The 16216-nt window shown below is 50.0% G+C and carries 24 protein-coding genes; 9 read left to right on the top strand and 15 right to left on the bottom strand.

Translation table 11 applies throughout. From position 1 onward, the window contains the following. Nucleotides 1-84: 84 nt before the first annotated feature. The 12 genes from OGW13_RS17925 to OGW13_RS17870 form a co-directional block, all read right to left on the bottom strand. The gene (locus OGW13_RS17925) at nucleotides 85-297 is read right to left on the bottom strand and encodes a hypothetical protein (RefSeq protein ID WP_156594895.1); all 213 of its coding nucleotides are present in this window, start codon (nucleotides 295-297) and stop codon (nucleotides 85-87) included. Nucleotides 298-491: 194 nt separating this feature from the next. After that, on the bottom strand, nucleotides 492-1250 hold the full coding sequence (locus OGW13_RS17920) for an antitermination protein (protein ID WP_141227573.1): 759 nt from the start codon (nucleotides 1248-1250) through the stop codon (nucleotides 492-494). Between the two features lie 13 nt (nucleotides 1251-1263). Then, the gene (locus OGW13_RS17915; RefSeq protein WP_156594897.1) at nucleotides 1264-2253 is read right to left on the bottom strand and encodes a DUF968 domain-containing protein; all 990 of its coding nucleotides are present in this window, start codon (nucleotides 2251-2253) and stop codon (nucleotides 1264-1266) included. Further along, on the bottom strand, nucleotides 2250-2933 hold the full coding sequence (locus OGW13_RS17910; protein WP_156594898.1) for a phage antirepressor KilAC domain-containing protein: 684 nt from the start codon (nucleotides 2931-2933) through the stop codon (nucleotides 2250-2252). Before OGW13_RS17910 ends, OGW13_RS17915 begins: the two co-directional genes overlap by 4 nt. Nucleotides 2934-2949: 16 nt before the next feature. After that, nucleotides 2950-3339 (bottom strand): RusA family crossover junction endodeoxyribonuclease, encoded by a 390-nt coding sequence (locus OGW13_RS17905; protein WP_046401832.1) that lies wholly within the window; start codon nucleotides 3337-3339, stop codon nucleotides 2950-2952. Beyond that, the gene (locus tag OGW13_RS17900; RefSeq protein ID WP_320338654.1) at nucleotides 3336-3656 is read right to left on the bottom strand and encodes a LexA family protein; all 321 of its coding nucleotides are present in this window, start codon (nucleotides 3654-3656) and stop codon (nucleotides 3336-3338) included. The genes OGW13_RS17905 and OGW13_RS17900 overlap by 4 nt, the downstream gene beginning before the upstream one ends. Continuing rightward, complete coding sequence (locus tag OGW13_RS17895) at nucleotides 3653-5635, bottom strand: DNA cytosine methyltransferase (protein ID WP_156594900.1); 1983 nt, start codon at nucleotides 5633-5635, stop codon at nucleotides 3653-3655. Before OGW13_RS17895 ends, OGW13_RS17900 begins: the two co-directional genes overlap by 4 nt. Continuing rightward, the gene (locus tag OGW13_RS17890; RefSeq protein WP_156594901.1) at nucleotides 5628-6506 is read right to left on the bottom strand and encodes a phage N-6-adenine-methyltransferase; all 879 of its coding nucleotides are present in this window, start codon (nucleotides 6504-6506) and stop codon (nucleotides 5628-5630) included. The genes OGW13_RS17895 and OGW13_RS17890 overlap by 8 nt, the downstream gene beginning before the upstream one ends. Further along, complete coding sequence (locus OGW13_RS17885) at nucleotides 6506-7360, bottom strand: conserved phage C-terminal domain-containing protein (RefSeq protein ID WP_090049453.1); 855 nt, start codon at nucleotides 7358-7360, stop codon at nucleotides 6506-6508. Before OGW13_RS17885 ends, OGW13_RS17890 begins: the two co-directional genes overlap by 1 nt. Further along, nucleotides 7350-7529 carry a DUF4222 domain-containing protein gene (locus OGW13_RS17880; protein WP_044256264.1) on the bottom strand — a complete coding sequence of 60 codons (180 nt, stop codon included), beginning with the start codon at nucleotides 7527-7529 and terminating at the stop codon, nucleotides 7350-7352. Before OGW13_RS17880 ends, OGW13_RS17885 begins: the two co-directional genes overlap by 11 nt. 163 nt (nucleotides 7530-7692) lie before the next feature. After that, nucleotides 7693-8247 (bottom strand): YmfL family putative regulatory protein, encoded by a 555-nt coding sequence (locus tag OGW13_RS17875; RefSeq protein ID WP_200016613.1) that lies wholly within the window; start codon nucleotides 8245-8247, stop codon nucleotides 7693-7695. A gap of 28 nt (nucleotides 8248-8275) precedes the next feature. Then, the gene (locus tag OGW13_RS17870) at nucleotides 8276-8539 is read right to left on the bottom strand and encodes a transcriptional regulator (RefSeq protein ID WP_090049459.1); all 264 of its coding nucleotides are present in this window, start codon (nucleotides 8537-8539) and stop codon (nucleotides 8276-8278) included. A gap of 106 nt (nucleotides 8540-8645) precedes the next feature. On the opposite strand from OGW13_RS17870, the gene OGW13_RS17865 reads away from it, so the two are divergent. The 4 genes from OGW13_RS17865 (at nucleotide 8646) to OGW13_RS17850 (ending at nucleotide 10544) form a co-directional block, all read left to right on the top strand. Beyond that, nucleotides 8646-9350 carry an XRE family transcriptional regulator gene (locus OGW13_RS17865; protein WP_156594903.1) on the top strand — a complete coding sequence of 235 codons (705 nt, stop codon included), beginning with the start codon at nucleotides 8646-8648 and terminating at the stop codon, nucleotides 9348-9350. A 71-nt stretch (nucleotides 9351-9421) separates the two neighbouring features. Continuing rightward, complete coding sequence (locus tag OGW13_RS17860; RefSeq protein ID WP_156594904.1) at nucleotides 9422-9667, top strand: type II toxin-antitoxin system HicA family toxin; 246 nt, start codon at nucleotides 9422-9424, stop codon at nucleotides 9665-9667. Next, nucleotides 9664-10122, top strand: a complete 459-nt coding sequence (locus OGW13_RS17855) for a type II toxin-antitoxin system HicB family antitoxin (protein WP_156594905.1) — start codon at nucleotides 9664-9666, stop codon at nucleotides 10120-10122. The genes OGW13_RS17860 and OGW13_RS17855 overlap by 4 nt, the downstream gene beginning before the upstream one ends. Continuing rightward, on the top strand, nucleotides 10119-10544 hold the full coding sequence (locus OGW13_RS17850; protein WP_156594906.1) for a hypothetical protein: 426 nt from the start codon (nucleotides 10119-10121) through the stop codon (nucleotides 10542-10544). The genes OGW13_RS17855 and OGW13_RS17850 overlap by 4 nt, the downstream gene beginning before the upstream one ends. A gap of 25 nt (nucleotides 10545-10569) precedes the next feature. Here the strand turns inward: OGW13_RS17850 and OGW13_RS17845 are convergent, their stop codons facing one another. After that, entirely contained in the window at nucleotides 10570-10770 is a 201-nt protein-coding gene (locus OGW13_RS17845; RefSeq protein ID WP_156594907.1) for a hypothetical protein, read from the bottom strand. Between the two features lie 257 nt (nucleotides 10771-11027). Between OGW13_RS17845 and OGW13_RS17840 the strand changes: the two genes are divergently transcribed. Beyond that, on the top strand, nucleotides 11028-11270 hold the full coding sequence (locus tag OGW13_RS17840) for a hypothetical protein (protein ID WP_233622517.1): 243 nt from the start codon (nucleotides 11028-11030) through the stop codon (nucleotides 11268-11270). Here the strand turns inward: OGW13_RS17840 and OGW13_RS17835 are convergent. Next, the gene (locus tag OGW13_RS17835; protein WP_395242236.1) at nucleotides 11245-11598 is read right to left on the bottom strand and encodes a hypothetical protein; all 354 of its coding nucleotides are present in this window, start codon (nucleotides 11596-11598) and stop codon (nucleotides 11245-11247) included. The two genes, OGW13_RS17840 and OGW13_RS17835, sit on opposite strands and share 26 nt — an antisense overlap. A 518-nt stretch (nucleotides 11599-12116) precedes the next feature. Between OGW13_RS17835 and OGW13_RS17830 the strand changes: the two genes are divergently transcribed. The 4 genes from OGW13_RS17830 to OGW13_RS17815 are packed head-to-tail and all read left to right on the top strand — an operon-like array spanning nucleotide 12117 to nucleotide 14824. Further along, a complete protein-coding gene (locus tag OGW13_RS17830; RefSeq protein ID WP_200016611.1) occupies nucleotides 12117-12659 on the top strand; it encodes an HD family hydrolase in 543 nt (180 codons plus the stop codon). Nucleotides 12660-12665: 6 nt separating this feature from the next. Continuing rightward, nucleotides 12666-13385, top strand: coding sequence for a hypothetical protein (locus OGW13_RS17825; protein WP_233622516.1), 720 nt, complete (start codon nucleotides 12666-12668; stop codon nucleotides 13383-13385). Nucleotides 13386-13427: 42 nt separating this feature from the next. Then, a complete protein-coding gene (locus tag OGW13_RS17820) occupies nucleotides 13428-13637 on the top strand; it encodes a hypothetical protein (protein WP_150391003.1) in 210 nt (69 codons plus the stop codon). Nucleotides 13638-13639: 2 nt separating this feature from the next. Continuing rightward, nucleotides 13640-14824 (top strand): phage integrase Arm DNA-binding domain-containing protein, encoded by a 1185-nt coding sequence (locus OGW13_RS17815; protein ID WP_200016610.1) that lies wholly within the window; start codon nucleotides 13640-13642, stop codon nucleotides 14822-14824. A 181-nt stretch (nucleotides 14825-15005) separates the two neighbouring features. On the opposite strand, the gene OGW13_RS17810 is transcribed toward OGW13_RS17815, so the two are convergent. After that, nucleotides 15006-16153, bottom strand: a protein-coding gene (locus OGW13_RS17810; RefSeq protein ID WP_287116334.1) for an IS3 family transposase whose coding sequence is annotated in 2 segments (ribosomal slippage) — nucleotides 15006-15916 and nucleotides 15916-16153 — 1149 coding nt in all. Because the reading frame shifts where the segments join, the coding sequence is not laid out codon by codon here. Nucleotides 16154-16216 lie beyond the last annotated feature (63 nt).

The following is a 16216-nucleotide window of genomic DNA, read 5'->3' as shown; positions in this document are numbered from 1 at the left end:
CAGCCGCCCATTTCCACAGCAAAAGCCTCCTTAAAAGGAAGCCGCAGGTATAAAAAAGGCCGCCCGTAGGCAGCCTTAAAAATCTTACTTCCACCATCGCGAAGGATGAAGGGTTTTATGACGAGGCTTGATGTAAACCTCATAGGAATGAGACGGCTTGTCTACTTTTATAATTGGTAATTCCCAACCAGTATTCAGCGAAATACTTTTCTGACTAGCAGACACTGATACTGTGCCAATCTCAATGTTTCCTGTAATAGCTACGACCTTCTTGGTCGCTAATCTATTTTTAAACATGGCTAACTCCTGTATGCCAACGCCGCAAAAGTGCGACATAGATCACACTATCAGCAGTTTAAAAAACATGCAACAAAAAACCCGCCTGAGCGGGTTTATAAACGTTAGACATTCAAAGCCCATCGTTACGAAAATACTAACCACATTTTTTGAAAATTGCAAGCATCGTGCAGCGAAAATCATTAAAAATGTAGCTATCGTGTCACTTTCCGTAATTGCAGCTCTGCGAATGCTTCTTCCTGCCAGCATTTAGTGACCAGCTTATTGATCACTTCACCATAACCGCTGTACCAGGTGTAATTCGTCAAATCAGGAATGACCTTTTGCACCTGCGCCCGGGCAATAGTTGTTGGCAGCCTGCTGTAACGATTGCCATTACAGCGACCGCATACTTTCATTACCGGCACGCCGTGGAGTTTAGTGCGCTTCTCATCAAGTACAGTTCCCTTCCCCCTACATCCTCTGCATGCTGTCGAGACAGTTCCCTTACCGTTACAGTGCTGACAAACTTCTTCAACTTCCTCATGGCGGATCATAGGCTCTACACCTTTTACGCCTGGATGTTTTACAACATCACACATTGAACGTAACACCCCTTCACCATTGCAATGTGGGCAAACTGATTTACTCGCCGCCGAACGGGAATAGTCCTCATATGCAAACTTCACCAGTACAGGAAGAATTTCAAGGCGAGACTTCTCACTTAGTTTTTGTAATACCGGATTTTTCATTGCCAGGGCGTAGTTAAAAAGCCCCTCCAGTGCAGGTGCTGGATCCTGTATTCCCATCTTTGCCAGAAACAGATTAAACCCAAGTGGTGCCACTGACTGCACCATGCCCTGTGCAGCCATCACATCAGTGATTGTTAACGCCTCAGAGCTGGTTCCCGGCGTTTCATCATTTAGTTTCGGTGATTTTGGTGAGTAAAATTTTGGTAATGATTCAAGGTTCATACTTGTTCTCCACTTACGCCAGCACACCAATTGCAAGCGCGCGATCGATAAAACGAAATATCAACTCCAGCTGCGAGCCGTATTTCTCTTCGAATGCCACGGTATCCGCATGTAACTCGTCGTGATGCTTTCTGCACAAAGGCAACACCCAGAGGTCATGCGCTTTTGTCCCCATGCCGCCCTGACCGTGACCTATCAGGTGGTGCGGATCATCTGCCTGCTTACCACAGCAGGCGCACGGCTGGGCCTTCACCCATCGCGTGTATGTCTCATTTTCCCAGCGTCTCCGCTTCGGGCGTAGCATGAAGCTTTCCGGCGATTCCGGATCAATCCTGAGTGTCAGTACCTTTTTCGCCTTCTCCTGCACAATGCTGGTGGCCGGTAACGAGGGCACAATATCGCTTTCTCGCATGATGGATTTCGGCTCTTCACCCGGTAGTCGCAGCGCTTTATGTGCAACGCTTTCCGGGATCACATCACCCAGATCATTTCTGACCATCCACCAGCACAACTCCGGAAGAGTCAGAACATGCGACTCAGAAAAACCTAAATCTGTTCCAATGACTGACAAAATCCAGGATACCAGGTTTTTGCTGGCTATATCTGCAAGCTGTTCCGTGTATTGACCAGCGAGAGTGTGGTCACAGTGCCAGCACAACCGGATGCTACCAGGCTGATGGCGCATTATCGTGAAATTCTTGTCGTGCCATGTTGAATGGGGCCACTGGCATTCGAACTTTTTGTTTAACCAGCCATCAAGCGAAGACAATCCACCAGCGCGCTGAATAACGCGCTGATCCTCAAATATCTCACTCATTACCGGATCGTCTGCCAGTGGCTGAACCGCTGCCGGCACATAACCAGTATCGTAAGAGGCCATGCTTTCCGGTTCTGGCTCGAGTAAAACCCGACCGCGCATGAATAGCGGCATCAGTTCAGCACCGGGACGGAAAAGCACAACCCCCATTCGATGAGCAATTTCAGGTGTCAGCAAAGCCCTCACGCTGCCTGCCCCTTAGCAATATGTTCCGCCCATAGACCGCCGATCCAGCGCACCCCCTTAGCCGTAAACCGCGCCTGGCTGAATGCGTGGTTTGAAGTAACAGAGGTCCCCGTCTTAACCTCAAATCGCCCCGCATCAATGTGCGCCGCCATCGGTGTAAGCGTACCGCCCAGGCGGTAAAGGATGCCGCGATCTATCAGAAACAGACGGAACTCGTTTTCCTTTGCCTTAAGTAATTTTGCCACCTGCCGGAACGACATTGACCCACTGGCAGAGCAGTAGCGATCGACAAATTCCACCTTTGGCGCCGCGGCAGCCAGTTCAATGGCTAGTTTCTGCTTTTGCTCCGCCAGATCGGCGGCAAGCCGCAGTGCTTCAGAGAATGACTGAGGGATCGCCTGCTGTTGCGCCTGCTCCAGTCCCTGCCATCGATCAACAAGCCGCGCAGTGAACTCTGGCGACAACTGAGCCACAACCACATAACTGTCCCGCTTTCCTATCAGGTAGACGGCTACCGACTGATTGAGGTGATTTTTAACTTCCCCCATCGGGGGGAGTTTAATAACACCGCGCTCTGCCAGCCGTTCAATTGAGCGCTTAACGTGATCATGACGTGATTCCACTAAATCAGCGATATCACTGCTGGACATGGTTAACGCCGCGGTTGCTAACTGATTCATAATTGCTCTCCACTTATCAGGCGGCTGCACCCGCCCCCGGTTCAAATTTGGTGATAGTGATTTCCACTTTCCCCTTCGGGATAATCGGCCCCCACTCCACCAGCATTCTTTTTACCTGGCTGTCGTCCTCCCAGATCCCCGCATGGGTAAGAGCGTCAAACAGCGCTTTGTTGTAGTTATCCAGATCCCGGATCCGGTTGTCCGGCGGGAACAGGATTATTTCGACAGCCGCCGGTGACGATGACGGCTTAGGGAGCATGCGCAGTTGTTCAATGATTGCCGCACATGCTGACGACTGGAACTGGCGACCTTTGGCACTAATCAGGTGACGCCCCGCCAGCGGCCCCTTATTCGGGGCGCGCCAGTACGTGTTCACACTTGGAGGAAACGGCAGCACCAGTTTCATATCCGGATCCCCTTGTTTTTGAGATAGGCGATTGCGCGGTCCTTCGCACCATCCTCACCATTCACAAGCGCATGCAGCAGGGAATCTGCATCAGCAACGTTCTCCAGATCGTTGATGGCTATTCCCCGCGAAACGCCACGCGTCAGGGTGATAGCTCCTTTTCTCTCCAGCGCGCGCAGATGATCCGCAGCGGCATTTGGGGAACTGCATCCCAGCAGTCCCGAAAGTTCTGTATTAGTTGGAGGATAGCCATGCTCGCGTTGAAAGCTGATCAGGGTATCCAGTACATGCTGCTGGCGAGCCGTTAAGTTCATCATGCTGCCTGTTCCTCCTTGCTCACACATAACTCAGGCAAATTGGCGCGCACCAGCGCTTCAGCGAACGGTGGCGGGACAGCATTGCCGCAGCGGGCCACTTGTTTATCTTTGGCGTAGCGCTTTCCGCGATAATCCTGATCGATGATGTACCAGTCAGGGAAGCCCTGTGCGCGATAGAGTTCGTGCGGCTGAAGCATGCGCATACCGATATCGACGATGCGATACGTTATCCCATCGATGTCGACCATCCCGGTGCATTCCTCGCCGCAGTATTCACGCAGGAACGCCAGCGCCTGCTGTGCGCGCTGTTCGTCGAAGTCTTCGACCGCCAGAGTGGTTTTGACTTCCCCGACATGCAGACCGCCGGCCGTAACTGTCGGCATTGGTTCACTCGTGGGCTGACCATCGCGACAGGTGCCGCGCAGTTTTACCAGGTGAGAAGCCACAACAGCATGATGATCGACCGTCGTCACCGAGTGGACTGGTTCATCCAGCCCGACGCCCGGTCCCGTATAGTTGCCGCCGTAGTGCTTCGCCAGAAATGCGCTGGCCACGGCGAACTTGTTACCGCCAGCGGTTACAGTCCCCAGCGGCTTTTCAAGCTGCAACACACGCGGGTCCTGCCCCGGCCTTTCGCCGTAACCCATCTGGATCAACGTTGGCGTCACCAGCTGTGAATGACCGCCGCCGCCCGCCGTAATCGTCGCACTCGGCTCGTCTGCCCGGTGACCGATGCTGGCCCCAAACTGGCGAGCGATAACCGGCGCAACCAGACAGGCACGGGACTGTTTCAGGATAGTGTGAGCGGGTTTATCCAGCGGGCGCGGCTTTGCCTGGTACTCACTGCCACCGTTACCAGCCAGGAACGGTGTAAGCGCGGTCTCAACGATGCCGAGGGCATGTCCATTCCCTCCCGGGCGCCGCGATGTGCCAGCGGTGATTGTCGGGACTGGTTGTGTGACATCCTGCCCTGTCGCGCCTGTTCTGAACTTCGTCAGGTGCGGCACGGCAACCGCGTAACCATGCGTTTTGGTGATTGTCTGCAGAGGTTCTTCCAGCGACTGGCCCCGGAAGCAATCGTAATGCGTTTTGGTGCTGGTATGGTTGCACTTCACGATAAACGGCGATGCGCTGTCGATAACGAAACGCTGAATACCGCGTGCGATGCGCTTGAGCGTGTTCACTGCCAGTGGCTTTTTGCGGTCGAAGATCGACGGCGCAGGAATAGTCCAGTCGATACACTCCGCAGCGGTGCGCCACGGCATCCGCTTGCCAGCCTGAACCGCTGGTGATTTCGGATCCCCATGTGTTGGCTCCGGCCACACTATCGGTTTCCCGTCACAGCGCATAACCATGAAGAAGCGTTTTCTGATCGTCGGCGCACCGTAATCACAGGCGCGCAGTTCGCGATACTCAACGACATAACCCAGACCTTTTACCAGTCTGGCGGCGTCCTCGCTGTCGAGAGGAATACCCAGGAATTCACAGCACTCCGCCAGCGCCGGATGATTTGCAGGAATGCCGGTAGTCAGCATGCCGATGAATGCCTCGAAAGTTTCACCAGCACGGGCAGGATCCGGGCGCATTTCACCGGCGAGAAGCGGTCCCCACGTTCTGAACTCTTCGACGTTCTCCAGCTTCATCACACGGGGTTTAACATCGAGTGCCCAGCGCAGAACAACCCAGGCCAGACCACGAATCGCTTTTTCTACTGGCTTCGCACCTTTGGCTTTCGAAAAATGGCGACAATCAGGACTGAACCATGCCAGGGCAACCGGTAGCCCGCCTGTCGCCGCGCGCGGATCCACTTCAAATACAGATTCACAGTAATGGAGTGTGTCCGGGTGGTTCGTCTTGTGCATCGCGATCGCGTTCTCGTCATGGTTGATCGCGATATCAACACTACGACCAATCGCCATTTCAATACCGGTTGACGCGCCGCCACCGCCAGCAAAGTTATCAACGATAATCTCACGCATGAGTCACCCCCTGCATGCTGCTGGCAAGACCAGAGGCAACGGCAATAATCTCGCTGGTGGGCATACGTTCAAGCCATAGCTGATTGATATTGCCTTTCAGCTTGTTCTGCTGTGACTCAGTCAGGGCGTCGACGCCATCCACCTGGTTAAACACCAGACCAACCTCGAGAGGCCAGATACGCGATTCGACTTCTGGTAATGTCAGCGGCGCAGGTGGCTGTACTGTTTCTGCCTGCTGGGCCTTGCCAGCGGCAAATGTGACCAGCGACATAAACGCCTTCCCTTTTTCCTCCAGATCGGTACGGCTGATGTAGCTGAAACGCTCGCCGCGCCATGACTTATCGAAGATTGCAATGGCGCCAGCAAAGAAAGCACCAGTGGGTTTCTGCTTATCGTCAGCAGGAACAAACCACATAGGGAGATCGAAACCAATGCGACCGCGAATAAACATGATGTGATCGGCGTCTTCCGGCCACCATGTTTCACTTGTCGCCGCTTTAATGAGGAACACGTAACGCCCACCCTTTTCACGCATCTCCATTGTGTGATCCATGATGTGGGTCATGCCGGTGATCGCCTGCTTCTCGTGGTACTGAGAGCGGCTATAGGGTGGATTACCGAATGCGGCCCCGCCGATTGACTCCAGCATTTCCGACCAATCCTGCATCAGCGCGTTATCTTCGGCTGTGTACCAGACCGGGCACTTCGCGTTATCGTCGTCAGCAAACAGATCCAGAACCAACGGCCCAAATATTGCGTTAATCCCCCAAAACAACAGCTCCGGAGTACGCCATTGATCGCCAACCTCTTTCAGTTCGTGGGCTGGTTTGCTACGCAATTCCGCCAGCGCCTGGCAATATTTGTTTGTCATTATCCCCTGAACCCCTCTGGAATTTTGGTATCAACCGGACCGACCTTCATTGGGTCATGTTTCTTTTCGCCCCAGGATTCACGTGGCGGACGCCCCTTCTTGTCCCAGCGGATCCCGCTTTGCAGATACCCCTCAAATTTTTTCGGGCCAAACAGTGTTTCAGGGCGCATGTACTGGTACTGCTCATCGTTGCCGTTCCAGTGCTCGTGTTTCAGGTCGATAACCAGTTGCAGGTCAGCAACGCTGTAACCTTCACGCAGACGAGCACGAATATTTTCCAGCGAGGTTTTAGATTTCTGATACCGCGAGCCGCTGACCTGGTTCAAATGGGTTAAAACCAGAATGGCGTTATCGGTGATCGCAACTTCAGGGTCTGGTTGCGACGCAACCGGACAAGAAGGTTTTTTACCTGATGGATCAGTAGTTGAATTTACTGACGGATCCCCGCCAGATTCTGACGGGTGAAAACCGCCATTCTGACCGGATTTTGACGCCTCAAATTTTGACGGGTCAGATTTTGATGCGTCAGATTTTGACGGGTCAGAATCTGACAGGTGAGCGAATGCAACTGTCTGGAGTTTTGCCACATTCAACTGATAAACATTGGAGGCATTTCGGTTGCCCTGTCGCCGCGCTTTGCGTGACAACCAGCCATCGGCTTCAAGCTTCGCTATTGCCGTTCTGACAGTGCTGACGCCTGCACCAAGCTGTCTCGCGATTGTTTCGATGGAAGGCCAGCAGACACCTTCGTCATTGCTGAAATCAGCCAGGCGCGCCATGATGGCCACGCTGGATAACTTCATTCCTGACGCTGCACAGGCATCCCATACATAGCCTGTCAATTTAGTGCTCATAGTCGCCCTCTATTTCCCTGAACTTTCGCTGAAACTGCTCAAGCGGGCTGAAACACTCATGCTCATAGCCTTTACGCAGGTAGATAACGCGGCGGGTTTCCGGTTCCCATCTGATAACGCGAACCGGGATGCCGTAGTGGTCTTTGAACCATCGGTTAAGTTCTCGCATAAGGACTCCCCTCTACGGCGCCATCCCCCCACAATTGCCATCGCCCGACTGTGGTTACAGGGAACCCAGCGGCCTGATACCATGCGCTCATACCTAAACATGATGTAACCCCGAACAGGGAATGCACGTAGTTGCGGTATGCGGTTCTTTACCGTTAAACTGTTCATGCGTTAGTTTCTCCACTGATACGACACGCCACGGCGCCCGGAGCTGCACACTCGCGGGCGTCACTCTTTTCTGGCAGGCAGTAAACACGAGAAATCAAATTCAGGAAGGTCATCAGGGTCACCCTGAACTGATATGCGATGTCGTTAAGGCTCTGCCACTCGCCCTTATCAACAACGCCGTCGTCGATATACCAACGGTATGCATTGACCAGATCCCCGAGTCTGCCCACCAGCTCAGCCAGCTTTAAACCTATCTCCTCGTTCTCTATCTCTGGCGCAGCGCCTGGAATGTGGATCCCGTTATCTGTTTGACGAGAAAACGCATCAGCTATGTAGCTAACACCTGCAGCTTTCTGTAACACCATCGCCCAGCCCATAGGGAAGATCTGATCGCCATCTACGCGTAGGCGGTTAAATAGCGCGTTCTCTGTTACCCCCAACCACTCTGCCGCCTCAGCATAACCACCAGGCAGATCGGTAATGGTCTTTTTAATTGCGGCCACCAGCCAACTAGGCTGACGTTCGACTTTCCATTCAGGTTCTTTACCCACGGTTACCCCCATTTTTATGTGGTTACTCTTATGCAGCCGACACGTTAGTTTTTAAGGGTTCTTCAGGAAGACCATCGCTAGGATTTGGGTAAATATCTGGTCTCAATTCATGAGGGGTCACTGACCAGCAACCAAGCTCACAGAGTTGTAAAACTCTTTCAGATGGAACTTGATTATTAATCACCCAATTAGCGACGGATTGTGTTGATTTGAAACCAAAGCGCCGGGCTACCTCAGATAGAGATTTCCCCGCTGCTTTAACAGCTTTCTCGGTGAGATTTTGAGATGACATATACGGCTCCTCTAAAGTGTAGAGGAATAATGCTACCTAAAGTAGCAAATAGCAACTACTTAAAATAGAAATGACTACTTCGTGTTATGTGCGTAATCTTCTACCTATGGTAGAAGAACAAAAACACCCTGATTTCGCTAAACGACTGAGTGAGTTAATGGCTGACAGAGGTATATCTGTTACTCAGCTCACGGGTCTAACTGGCGTGACATATGAGATGGTGCGCCGGTACACAATCGGTGCGGCAAAACCTCGTGCTAAAGTAATGAATAAGCTTGCTATGGCGCTGGGATCATCAGCTTCATATCTAGAGTATGGTGTTGGCGATAAGGGAGATGGTAAGAAGATGGAGAGCAAAAGCTCACCTGAAAATCTTAACGTATACCGCGTAGAGGTTTTGGATCTAGCGGTTAGTGCCGGCCCAGGTACCTACATGCTTTCGGATCATGTTGAAGTGCTCTACGCCATCGAGTTCACTACTGAACATGCCAGAGTACTTTTTGGAAATCGCGATCCAGAAGATGTGAAGGTCATGACCGTTAACGGCGACAGTATGTCCCCAACCCTCGTTTCGGGTGATCGACTATTCGTCGACATCTCAGTTCGTCACTTCCAGACCGACGGCGTTTACTCTTTCGTATACGGTAAGACATTCCATGTTAAGCGCTTGCAAATGCAGGGTGATAAGTTGGCCGTCCTGTCTGATAACCCAGCCTATGAAAAATGGTACATCGATGAAAAATCGCAAGACCAGCTTTACGTTATGGGTAAGGCATTGATTCATGAATCTATAAAATACAATAAATTGTAAGTTGTTCAGTCCCTGTTATAGTTTGCAACTAGTTTTTAGTTGCTACTCCATTGGGTAAGGATATACTAACTGTGAGTAAACAGCAGAAGCTTAGAGAGCGCCTAAACTCTATACCTAAGAACTACACTTGGGATGAGCTAGTGACGCTCCTAAATAGTTACGGTTTTAGTATGCTCAATGGCTCTGGTTCAAGACGAAAGTTCGTTAACGCAAGCAACAGAGTGATTAGTATTCACTGCCCTCACCCAGGGAGCATAGTGAAGCAATATGCGTTGAAAAACGTGAAATTGGTACTTGATGAGTTGGATAATCTATGAGCGGCATTCTTAAATATAAAGACTTTTATGGCAGCATTGAGCTTTCATATGAAGACAAGATTCTCCATGGAAAAATTGAATGCATCAATGACCTTGTGACCTACGAAGCAGAAACCATTAACGATCTTGAAGCAGCTTTTAGAGAAGCTGTCGACGATTACCTAGACACATGCAAAAGCCTAGGCAAAAAGCCAGAAAAACCGATGAGCGGCACCTTTAACATTAGAATTGGTTCTGAGTTACATCAGAAAGCATATCTGGCAGCAACTGAAAATGGTATGAAGTTAAATGAGTTCATCAAGCAGGCTGTTAGTGAAAAGTTAAGCGCCAAAAAAGAAATTCATTATCATTTTGAATCGGTTACGGCAATATCGAGAGGTCGATTTACTACTTCACATAGAAAACAGTCAAATTTTGTATGGACCGCACAAGACGAAGGGAGAATACAACATTGATCACAAAGAAAATATTCTTCGATGGATTCGATGTAACTTCATCACGATTTGTTGACCACGATAATTCCGATGTTGAAGGGGGTAGATTCAATGTCGATTTTACTGAACTCAAGTTTACAGCAGAAAAAGAATCAGAAGAACTTCAATACATTTACTTAGAAACCGTTGCCATACTGAAAGCCTACAATGGCCTCTCAACAGAAGAATACCTTGATGAGAATCTGGCGTTTGAATGTGATGTTTCTTTATCATTAGTTTTCAAATACTTATCAGATAAAGAGCTTACAAATGAAGAATTTGAAAGTAACCTATGGTTTTTCGAGAATTATATATCCCTTTCTGGAAAATTAGCTCTCGAATCATTGTTAAAAAATACAATGATAGAAACAATAAAACTACCCTGGCATAGAAAAATCACTTAGGCATAAACCCGGCTTTCACGCCGGGTTATTTATTGCCCTTTCTCACCAGTTCAGCAGCATCCCTGTTTGTCTTCTTCTCTATCACTTTGGTGGCATCTTGCTGGTTACGCACAAGTTGTTCGATTAAGTTATCTTTCGTGATCGGTACTCCTGCTGCTATCAGATCAACCACGGCCAAACCCAATGCGTTGACTATCAATCCTGCCTTATCCTCACCGTAACCCATTTCTTATCCCCCACCTAGTGTTTTTTAATCATACCACAAACTCAAAATATAATATTTTATCTTTTAATTCAGTTGGTTAAGTGAAATAGGTTTAGTTTACCTGATATTTCTACTTTTTGTAGTTGATTTTTACTACTTTAAGTAGCAATATCATTTCAATGACAGCGAACAGGTAGGACGCCCACGAAGTAGCCGCCGGTGGCGTATGAATGACCGGATGATTCGCAACTGTGATTTAGATGATTAATGAGTTGATTATGCAAAAGAGCAAGCCAGGACGAATGATTGAGATTCGGGTAAACGGTGCATTGTTTACTGCAATTAAAACTGAAACCGCCGTCGCTGCAGATTACATAAGTTTTATGGAAGCAGTGACTAAAGCTTTGATGGACCCGGAAAAGCTGGAATGCGAAGCCAACGCCTCCGGGAAAACGATTTTACATCCAGATTTCAAAACTTTTGGTTCGATGACGATCAGTAATCCCAGAGATCCTCAATAAAAAAATTAACCTTGATGGTCCCAGCTCCTCGCGATGCCTCGAGGTAATGCTGAATGACATCATCATCAAGATGAGTGTTCCATTTTTCAAAGCTGTGACGTGGGAAATACTCTTCAAAAATATCACGTACAGCAGCTTCACCAGTTGCGATATCAGGAAGCATTCCGCAGCGAGTGAGGCATTTAGCAATAAGTGTTGACTTAAGCATCTGTTTTCCTTGCTTGGTATGGGCACCAATAAGGATACCACCACGCCTGATGTGGATAAAAACAATAAGAAGTTCATCCCTGTTCTGGCGGCCCGGTGTTTTCCCGTGTATTTCCGGCAACCGCCAGCCTTTTCAGGGCACAACATGCAAGCGCACTCCTTCACTTACCAGTTATGGGTGACAGGTGTGAAACGGCGGAGTGCGCTTGCAGTTGTGGTGAATTGCAGCCCTTAGAGGTAACCAGAAGATAAGCATCTGGCGCCACAACCCAATCACGTAGCCAGCGTGGTACCAGGAAGAAAGAAAGCTGTGTGTAGTCTTGGCGGTACCAGGGTCTTCAACCTGACAAAAGGGGGACGAAGATAATGTTCTACCTGGGTACCGCCTTTTTTACAAAACAGACAAGAGCATCACCGGGTGACGGGCTCATAACCCAATCCACCCGGGCGGCTGCAACCGCAGGTGCTCTTGTCTGTTTTGTGGAGAAACTAACTGGCGATGGCGGTCGCCCGTTGCACTAAGTGCCTCTGGATGGGGCATTTACTGAAACGAAACCAAAACTTTTAATCGCCTTATGGTTAGGGATTCGTGCAACCAAAAATCGTGCGGTGCAGCGCACCAACTAAGGAGAACTAACGATGAGTTTTATCCAGACTCTTTCCGGTAAGAAGTTCGATTATATCAACTCCACCATTGACGATATTGATATCGAGGATATCGCCGGTGCGCTTTCAAATATCTGCCGCTTCGCGGGGCACCTGTCGGAGTTTTACAGCGTGGCGCAGCATTCCGTTCTGTGCAGTCAACTCGTGGCGCCAGAGTTCGCCTTTGAAGCACTGATGCATGACGCGGCAGAGGCGTACTGCCTAGACATCCCAGCCCCGCTGAAAGCATTGTTGCCAGATTACCGCCGGATCGAGACGCGCACGGATCAACTGATCCGCCTGAAATTCGGCCTGCCGCTCGACGAGACATCCCTCGTTAAATATGCCGACCTGACAATGCTCGCGACCGAACGCCGGGATCTGGATATCGACGACGGCTCCATATGGCCGATTCTTGAAGGTATTCCACCCACAGATTTATTCGAAATTCATCCTTTGCGCCCCGGCCAGGCCTTCGGCCTGTTCATTAACCGGTTCAATGAACTGATGGAGCTGCGCCGCCGCTGGCATCGGTAAGGAGGAATGATGAAATTTACAAAAGAGCAGTTAATAGAGTGGGCGCGGGAGAGAAAATCACAAGCCGAAGATTTTCCGGGCGTTGAAAATGCAGAAAAGGATCTGGTTCTTGCTGAAATCGCGCTGGCATCGCTGGAGGCTGAGCCTGTGGCTGACGTAGTGGCATGGTCATCACCTAACGAGGAGCGCCAGTGCGACATCCGCTGGCGCCGTCATGATGTTGCTCCTAGTCCTCTCTACACCGTACCGCCAGCGCAGGATGATTACTTTTCATCACTTATCGCCGCTGCGCGTATACGGGCACATAAAGCAATGCTTAAATTTCCGCAACCGAACTATGTTCTGAACAAAGTGGCAGAAGAAAGCGGAGAGGTTATTAAAGAGGTTATCCACTACACGGAAGGGCGTGGGGACTGGAACAAGGTTGAATACGAGCTGATCGATAACCTGGCCATGTTAATTCGCCTGGTGACCGAGGGCGATCAGGTTATCGGGTTTACTCCTCCTGATGTCTGCCGCGGCGCCAAAGGTAGCCAACCTGTAAGTAATGGTGATGAGTTGAGCTCTCCAGTAATTCCGGATGGCTATGCGCTGGTACCAAAAGAACCGACTGAAGCGATGCTTCTTCTGCTTGGGCTAACGGGTTCATTTACAGCAATGGATGCCGCTTATCAGAAGATGCTCGCTGCATCACCATTGCATTCAGCCACCAGCACTGATATTTGATGTTACAGCCCGGGTGCAGCCGGGCTAAGTGGAGAAACAGCCATGGCAAAGCTAATGAAGGCGAGTCAATGGGGGCGTCGTGAATTCACCAATGACTCAGTTCCTGACAATCGAACTATTAAACGTTGGGTCGAGAATGGTTTACTCATGGGGCGTATCGTGGACGGTTCTGTTTTTGTCTGCGAAACAGAAAAATGGGGTGTCGACTCAATGGTTAGTCAAGCTGTTCGCCAGTTAATTAATGAGGGCTGACCATGGCGGCAAGGCCAAGAAAAAGAGAATACCGACATCTGCCAGACTATCTGGTTTTTGATAAAGATCGCGGTGTTTATAAATTCACACTTATTACCGGAAAGAAAAAAAATATAGGTAAGGATCGAGCCATAGCAATAGCTATCGCCCGAGAGTACAACCTGAGAATGAGACCAGAGCTTTCCCCGTCGGTTGATAATCTCATTAGAGAATCAGGTGGGGTTACTGGAGAAGCCAAACCATTTGCTGAACATGTGGATCACATAATGGCCCGAGCTATTGAGGACGAGCGCCCTTCTCAGAGCACCCTGGATGACTGGAATAATGACGCTCTACGCGTGAAAGAGTTCTTCGTTAATGTTCCGGCCTGCGATATTGATCTGGAGCACGTTAACGCATACATCAATCAATACCATTCCGGCGCGTCTGCGAACGTGCAAAACAGAAAAGTCAGCTTCCTTAAAAAGCTGTTTTCGTATGCGGTCGATGAATCCCTGATGCTTGATAACCCGGCAACCCGGAAGAAAATGCGCAGGACCGAAGAGAAGAAAAGACAACGTCTGTCTCTCGATCATTTCATGGCTATCCGTCGCGCTGCGGAACCATGGTTAAGAACAGCGATGGACTTGGCCCTACAGACAACACATGCTCGCCTCGAGGTATCGCGGATCCGGTATTCAATTCGGGAACCGAAAAACGGTGTATGTGGTTGTGTCTGGCTCGAACAGCCAGAAAACGACATATATGGAACTCTGTACATACACCGCCAAAAGGTACAGAAGAAGGAGGCGTCTCACGTTGCGATCCCCATCGGTGATGAGTTAAAACGCATCATTGATGATAGCCGGGATAATGTGGCCAGTCCGTATGTTGTTCATCGGATCCCGGAACGACAGGTAAAACGGAGTAAAGAGGTCTCGCATCCCACTCAAGTGGCCCCGGACTATTTAAGCCGATCATTCTCTGCTGTACGCGACAAGCTCGGGTTATGCAACCACCTAGCTATGGATGAAAGGCCAACCTTCCATGAAATACGTGCTTTAGCTGCCCACCTGTTTGATAAACAGGGCATAGATCCGCAAGGAAGAATGGCGCACAGCGATGCGAAGTCAACCAAGATTTATACGCAAAACCATATAGATTGGATTGTCGTTCCACATGGGGAAATCTACTGCAGTAGAAAATAAAAAAGGCCTCAAATGAGGCCTTTTTTAAGAGGCTTACGACTTTTTCATATCGACACAGCGCTGCATTAGTTTCTCTGCAGTTCTTATCGCAACGCTTGACTGAGTGCCGGTTATCGTATCGCATAGTCTGTAGTCACAAATGATCCTTTGATCTTTGAGAGACTGAATCGCCACGGATAATCTAGACACTTCCTAGCCGTTGATAATACTGGTTTTCATATTCTGTCGGTGACATCTGATCGCTGGAACCATGCCGACGCTTACTGTTATAAAACATTTCGATGTAATCAAAAATATCGCTGCGGGCTTCTTCCCGCGTTCCGTAGATTTTTTTCTTTATCCGTTCACGTTTCAACAACTGGAAAAAGCTTTCTGCAACCGCATTATCATGGCAGTTACCGCGACGGCTCATGCTGCCCTCCAGGCCGTGTGATTTCAGGAACGACTGCCACTCATGGCTTGTGTACTGACTGCCCTGATCCGAATGAACCAGCACCTGTTTTTGGGGATTACGCCGCCATACAGCCATCAGCAGTGCGTTCAGGACAATGTCCTTTGTCATCCGGGATTGTATGGACCAGCCGATAATTTTGCGTGAGAACAGATCAACAACCACGGCAAGATACAGCCAGCCTTCGTGGGTCCTGATGTAGGTTATGTCCGTTACCCAACTCTCATCCGGAGCATCCGGATTGAACTGTCGCTGGAGCCTGTTGGGCGACACGATACTGGCCTCGCCTTTACGTGCCCGCGGGCTCCGGTATCCGACCTGAGCCTTTATCCCGACACGTTTCATCAGTCGCCAGACTCTGTTCACTCCGCACTGTTGCCCGCTGTCCCGCAGATCCAAATGGATTTTGCGATAACCATAGACGCATCCCGATTCCAGCCAGAACTGTTTAATCTGCCCTGTCAGCCTCAGGTCTGCCTGATGGCGTTGTGAATGCGGCTGCTGAAGCCAGGCGTAAAAACCACTGGGATGAACATCCAGCACCCGACAGAGCAGGCGAACAGGCCAGCAACAGGTGTTGTCACGGATAAAGGCGTACCTCAGTCGGACAGCTTTGCGAAGTACGCCGCGGCTTTTTTTAATATGTCCCGTTCGTCGGTAACCCGCTTCAGCTCTTTCTGGAGACGGCGGATCTCGGCCTGAGCATCTGACTCTTCTTTATTAGTGGAAGAATCTGGACCGTACTTCTTTATCCAGGCGTAAAGGCTGTGGGTGGTGATATCGAGACGTGTTGCAACGCTGGCAACAGAATAACCGCGATCAACAACCTGTTTGACTGCTTCAATTTTAAACTCTTCGGGATAACGCTTACCGCTCATGGGCACCTCTCTTTAAGCCATCTTAAATGACTCTGAGGTGTCTGTTAAACCCGTGGCGATTCA

It is taken from the genome of Citrobacter sp. Ca225, from assembly GCF_030337175.1.
GTDB classification, from domain to species: domain Bacteria; phylum Pseudomonadota; class Gammaproteobacteria; order Enterobacterales; family Enterobacteriaceae; genus Citrobacter_A; species Citrobacter_A amalonaticus.
Note: the sequence above shows the minus strand (reverse complement) of the source record. Positions and strands in the feature narration are given on the sequence as shown.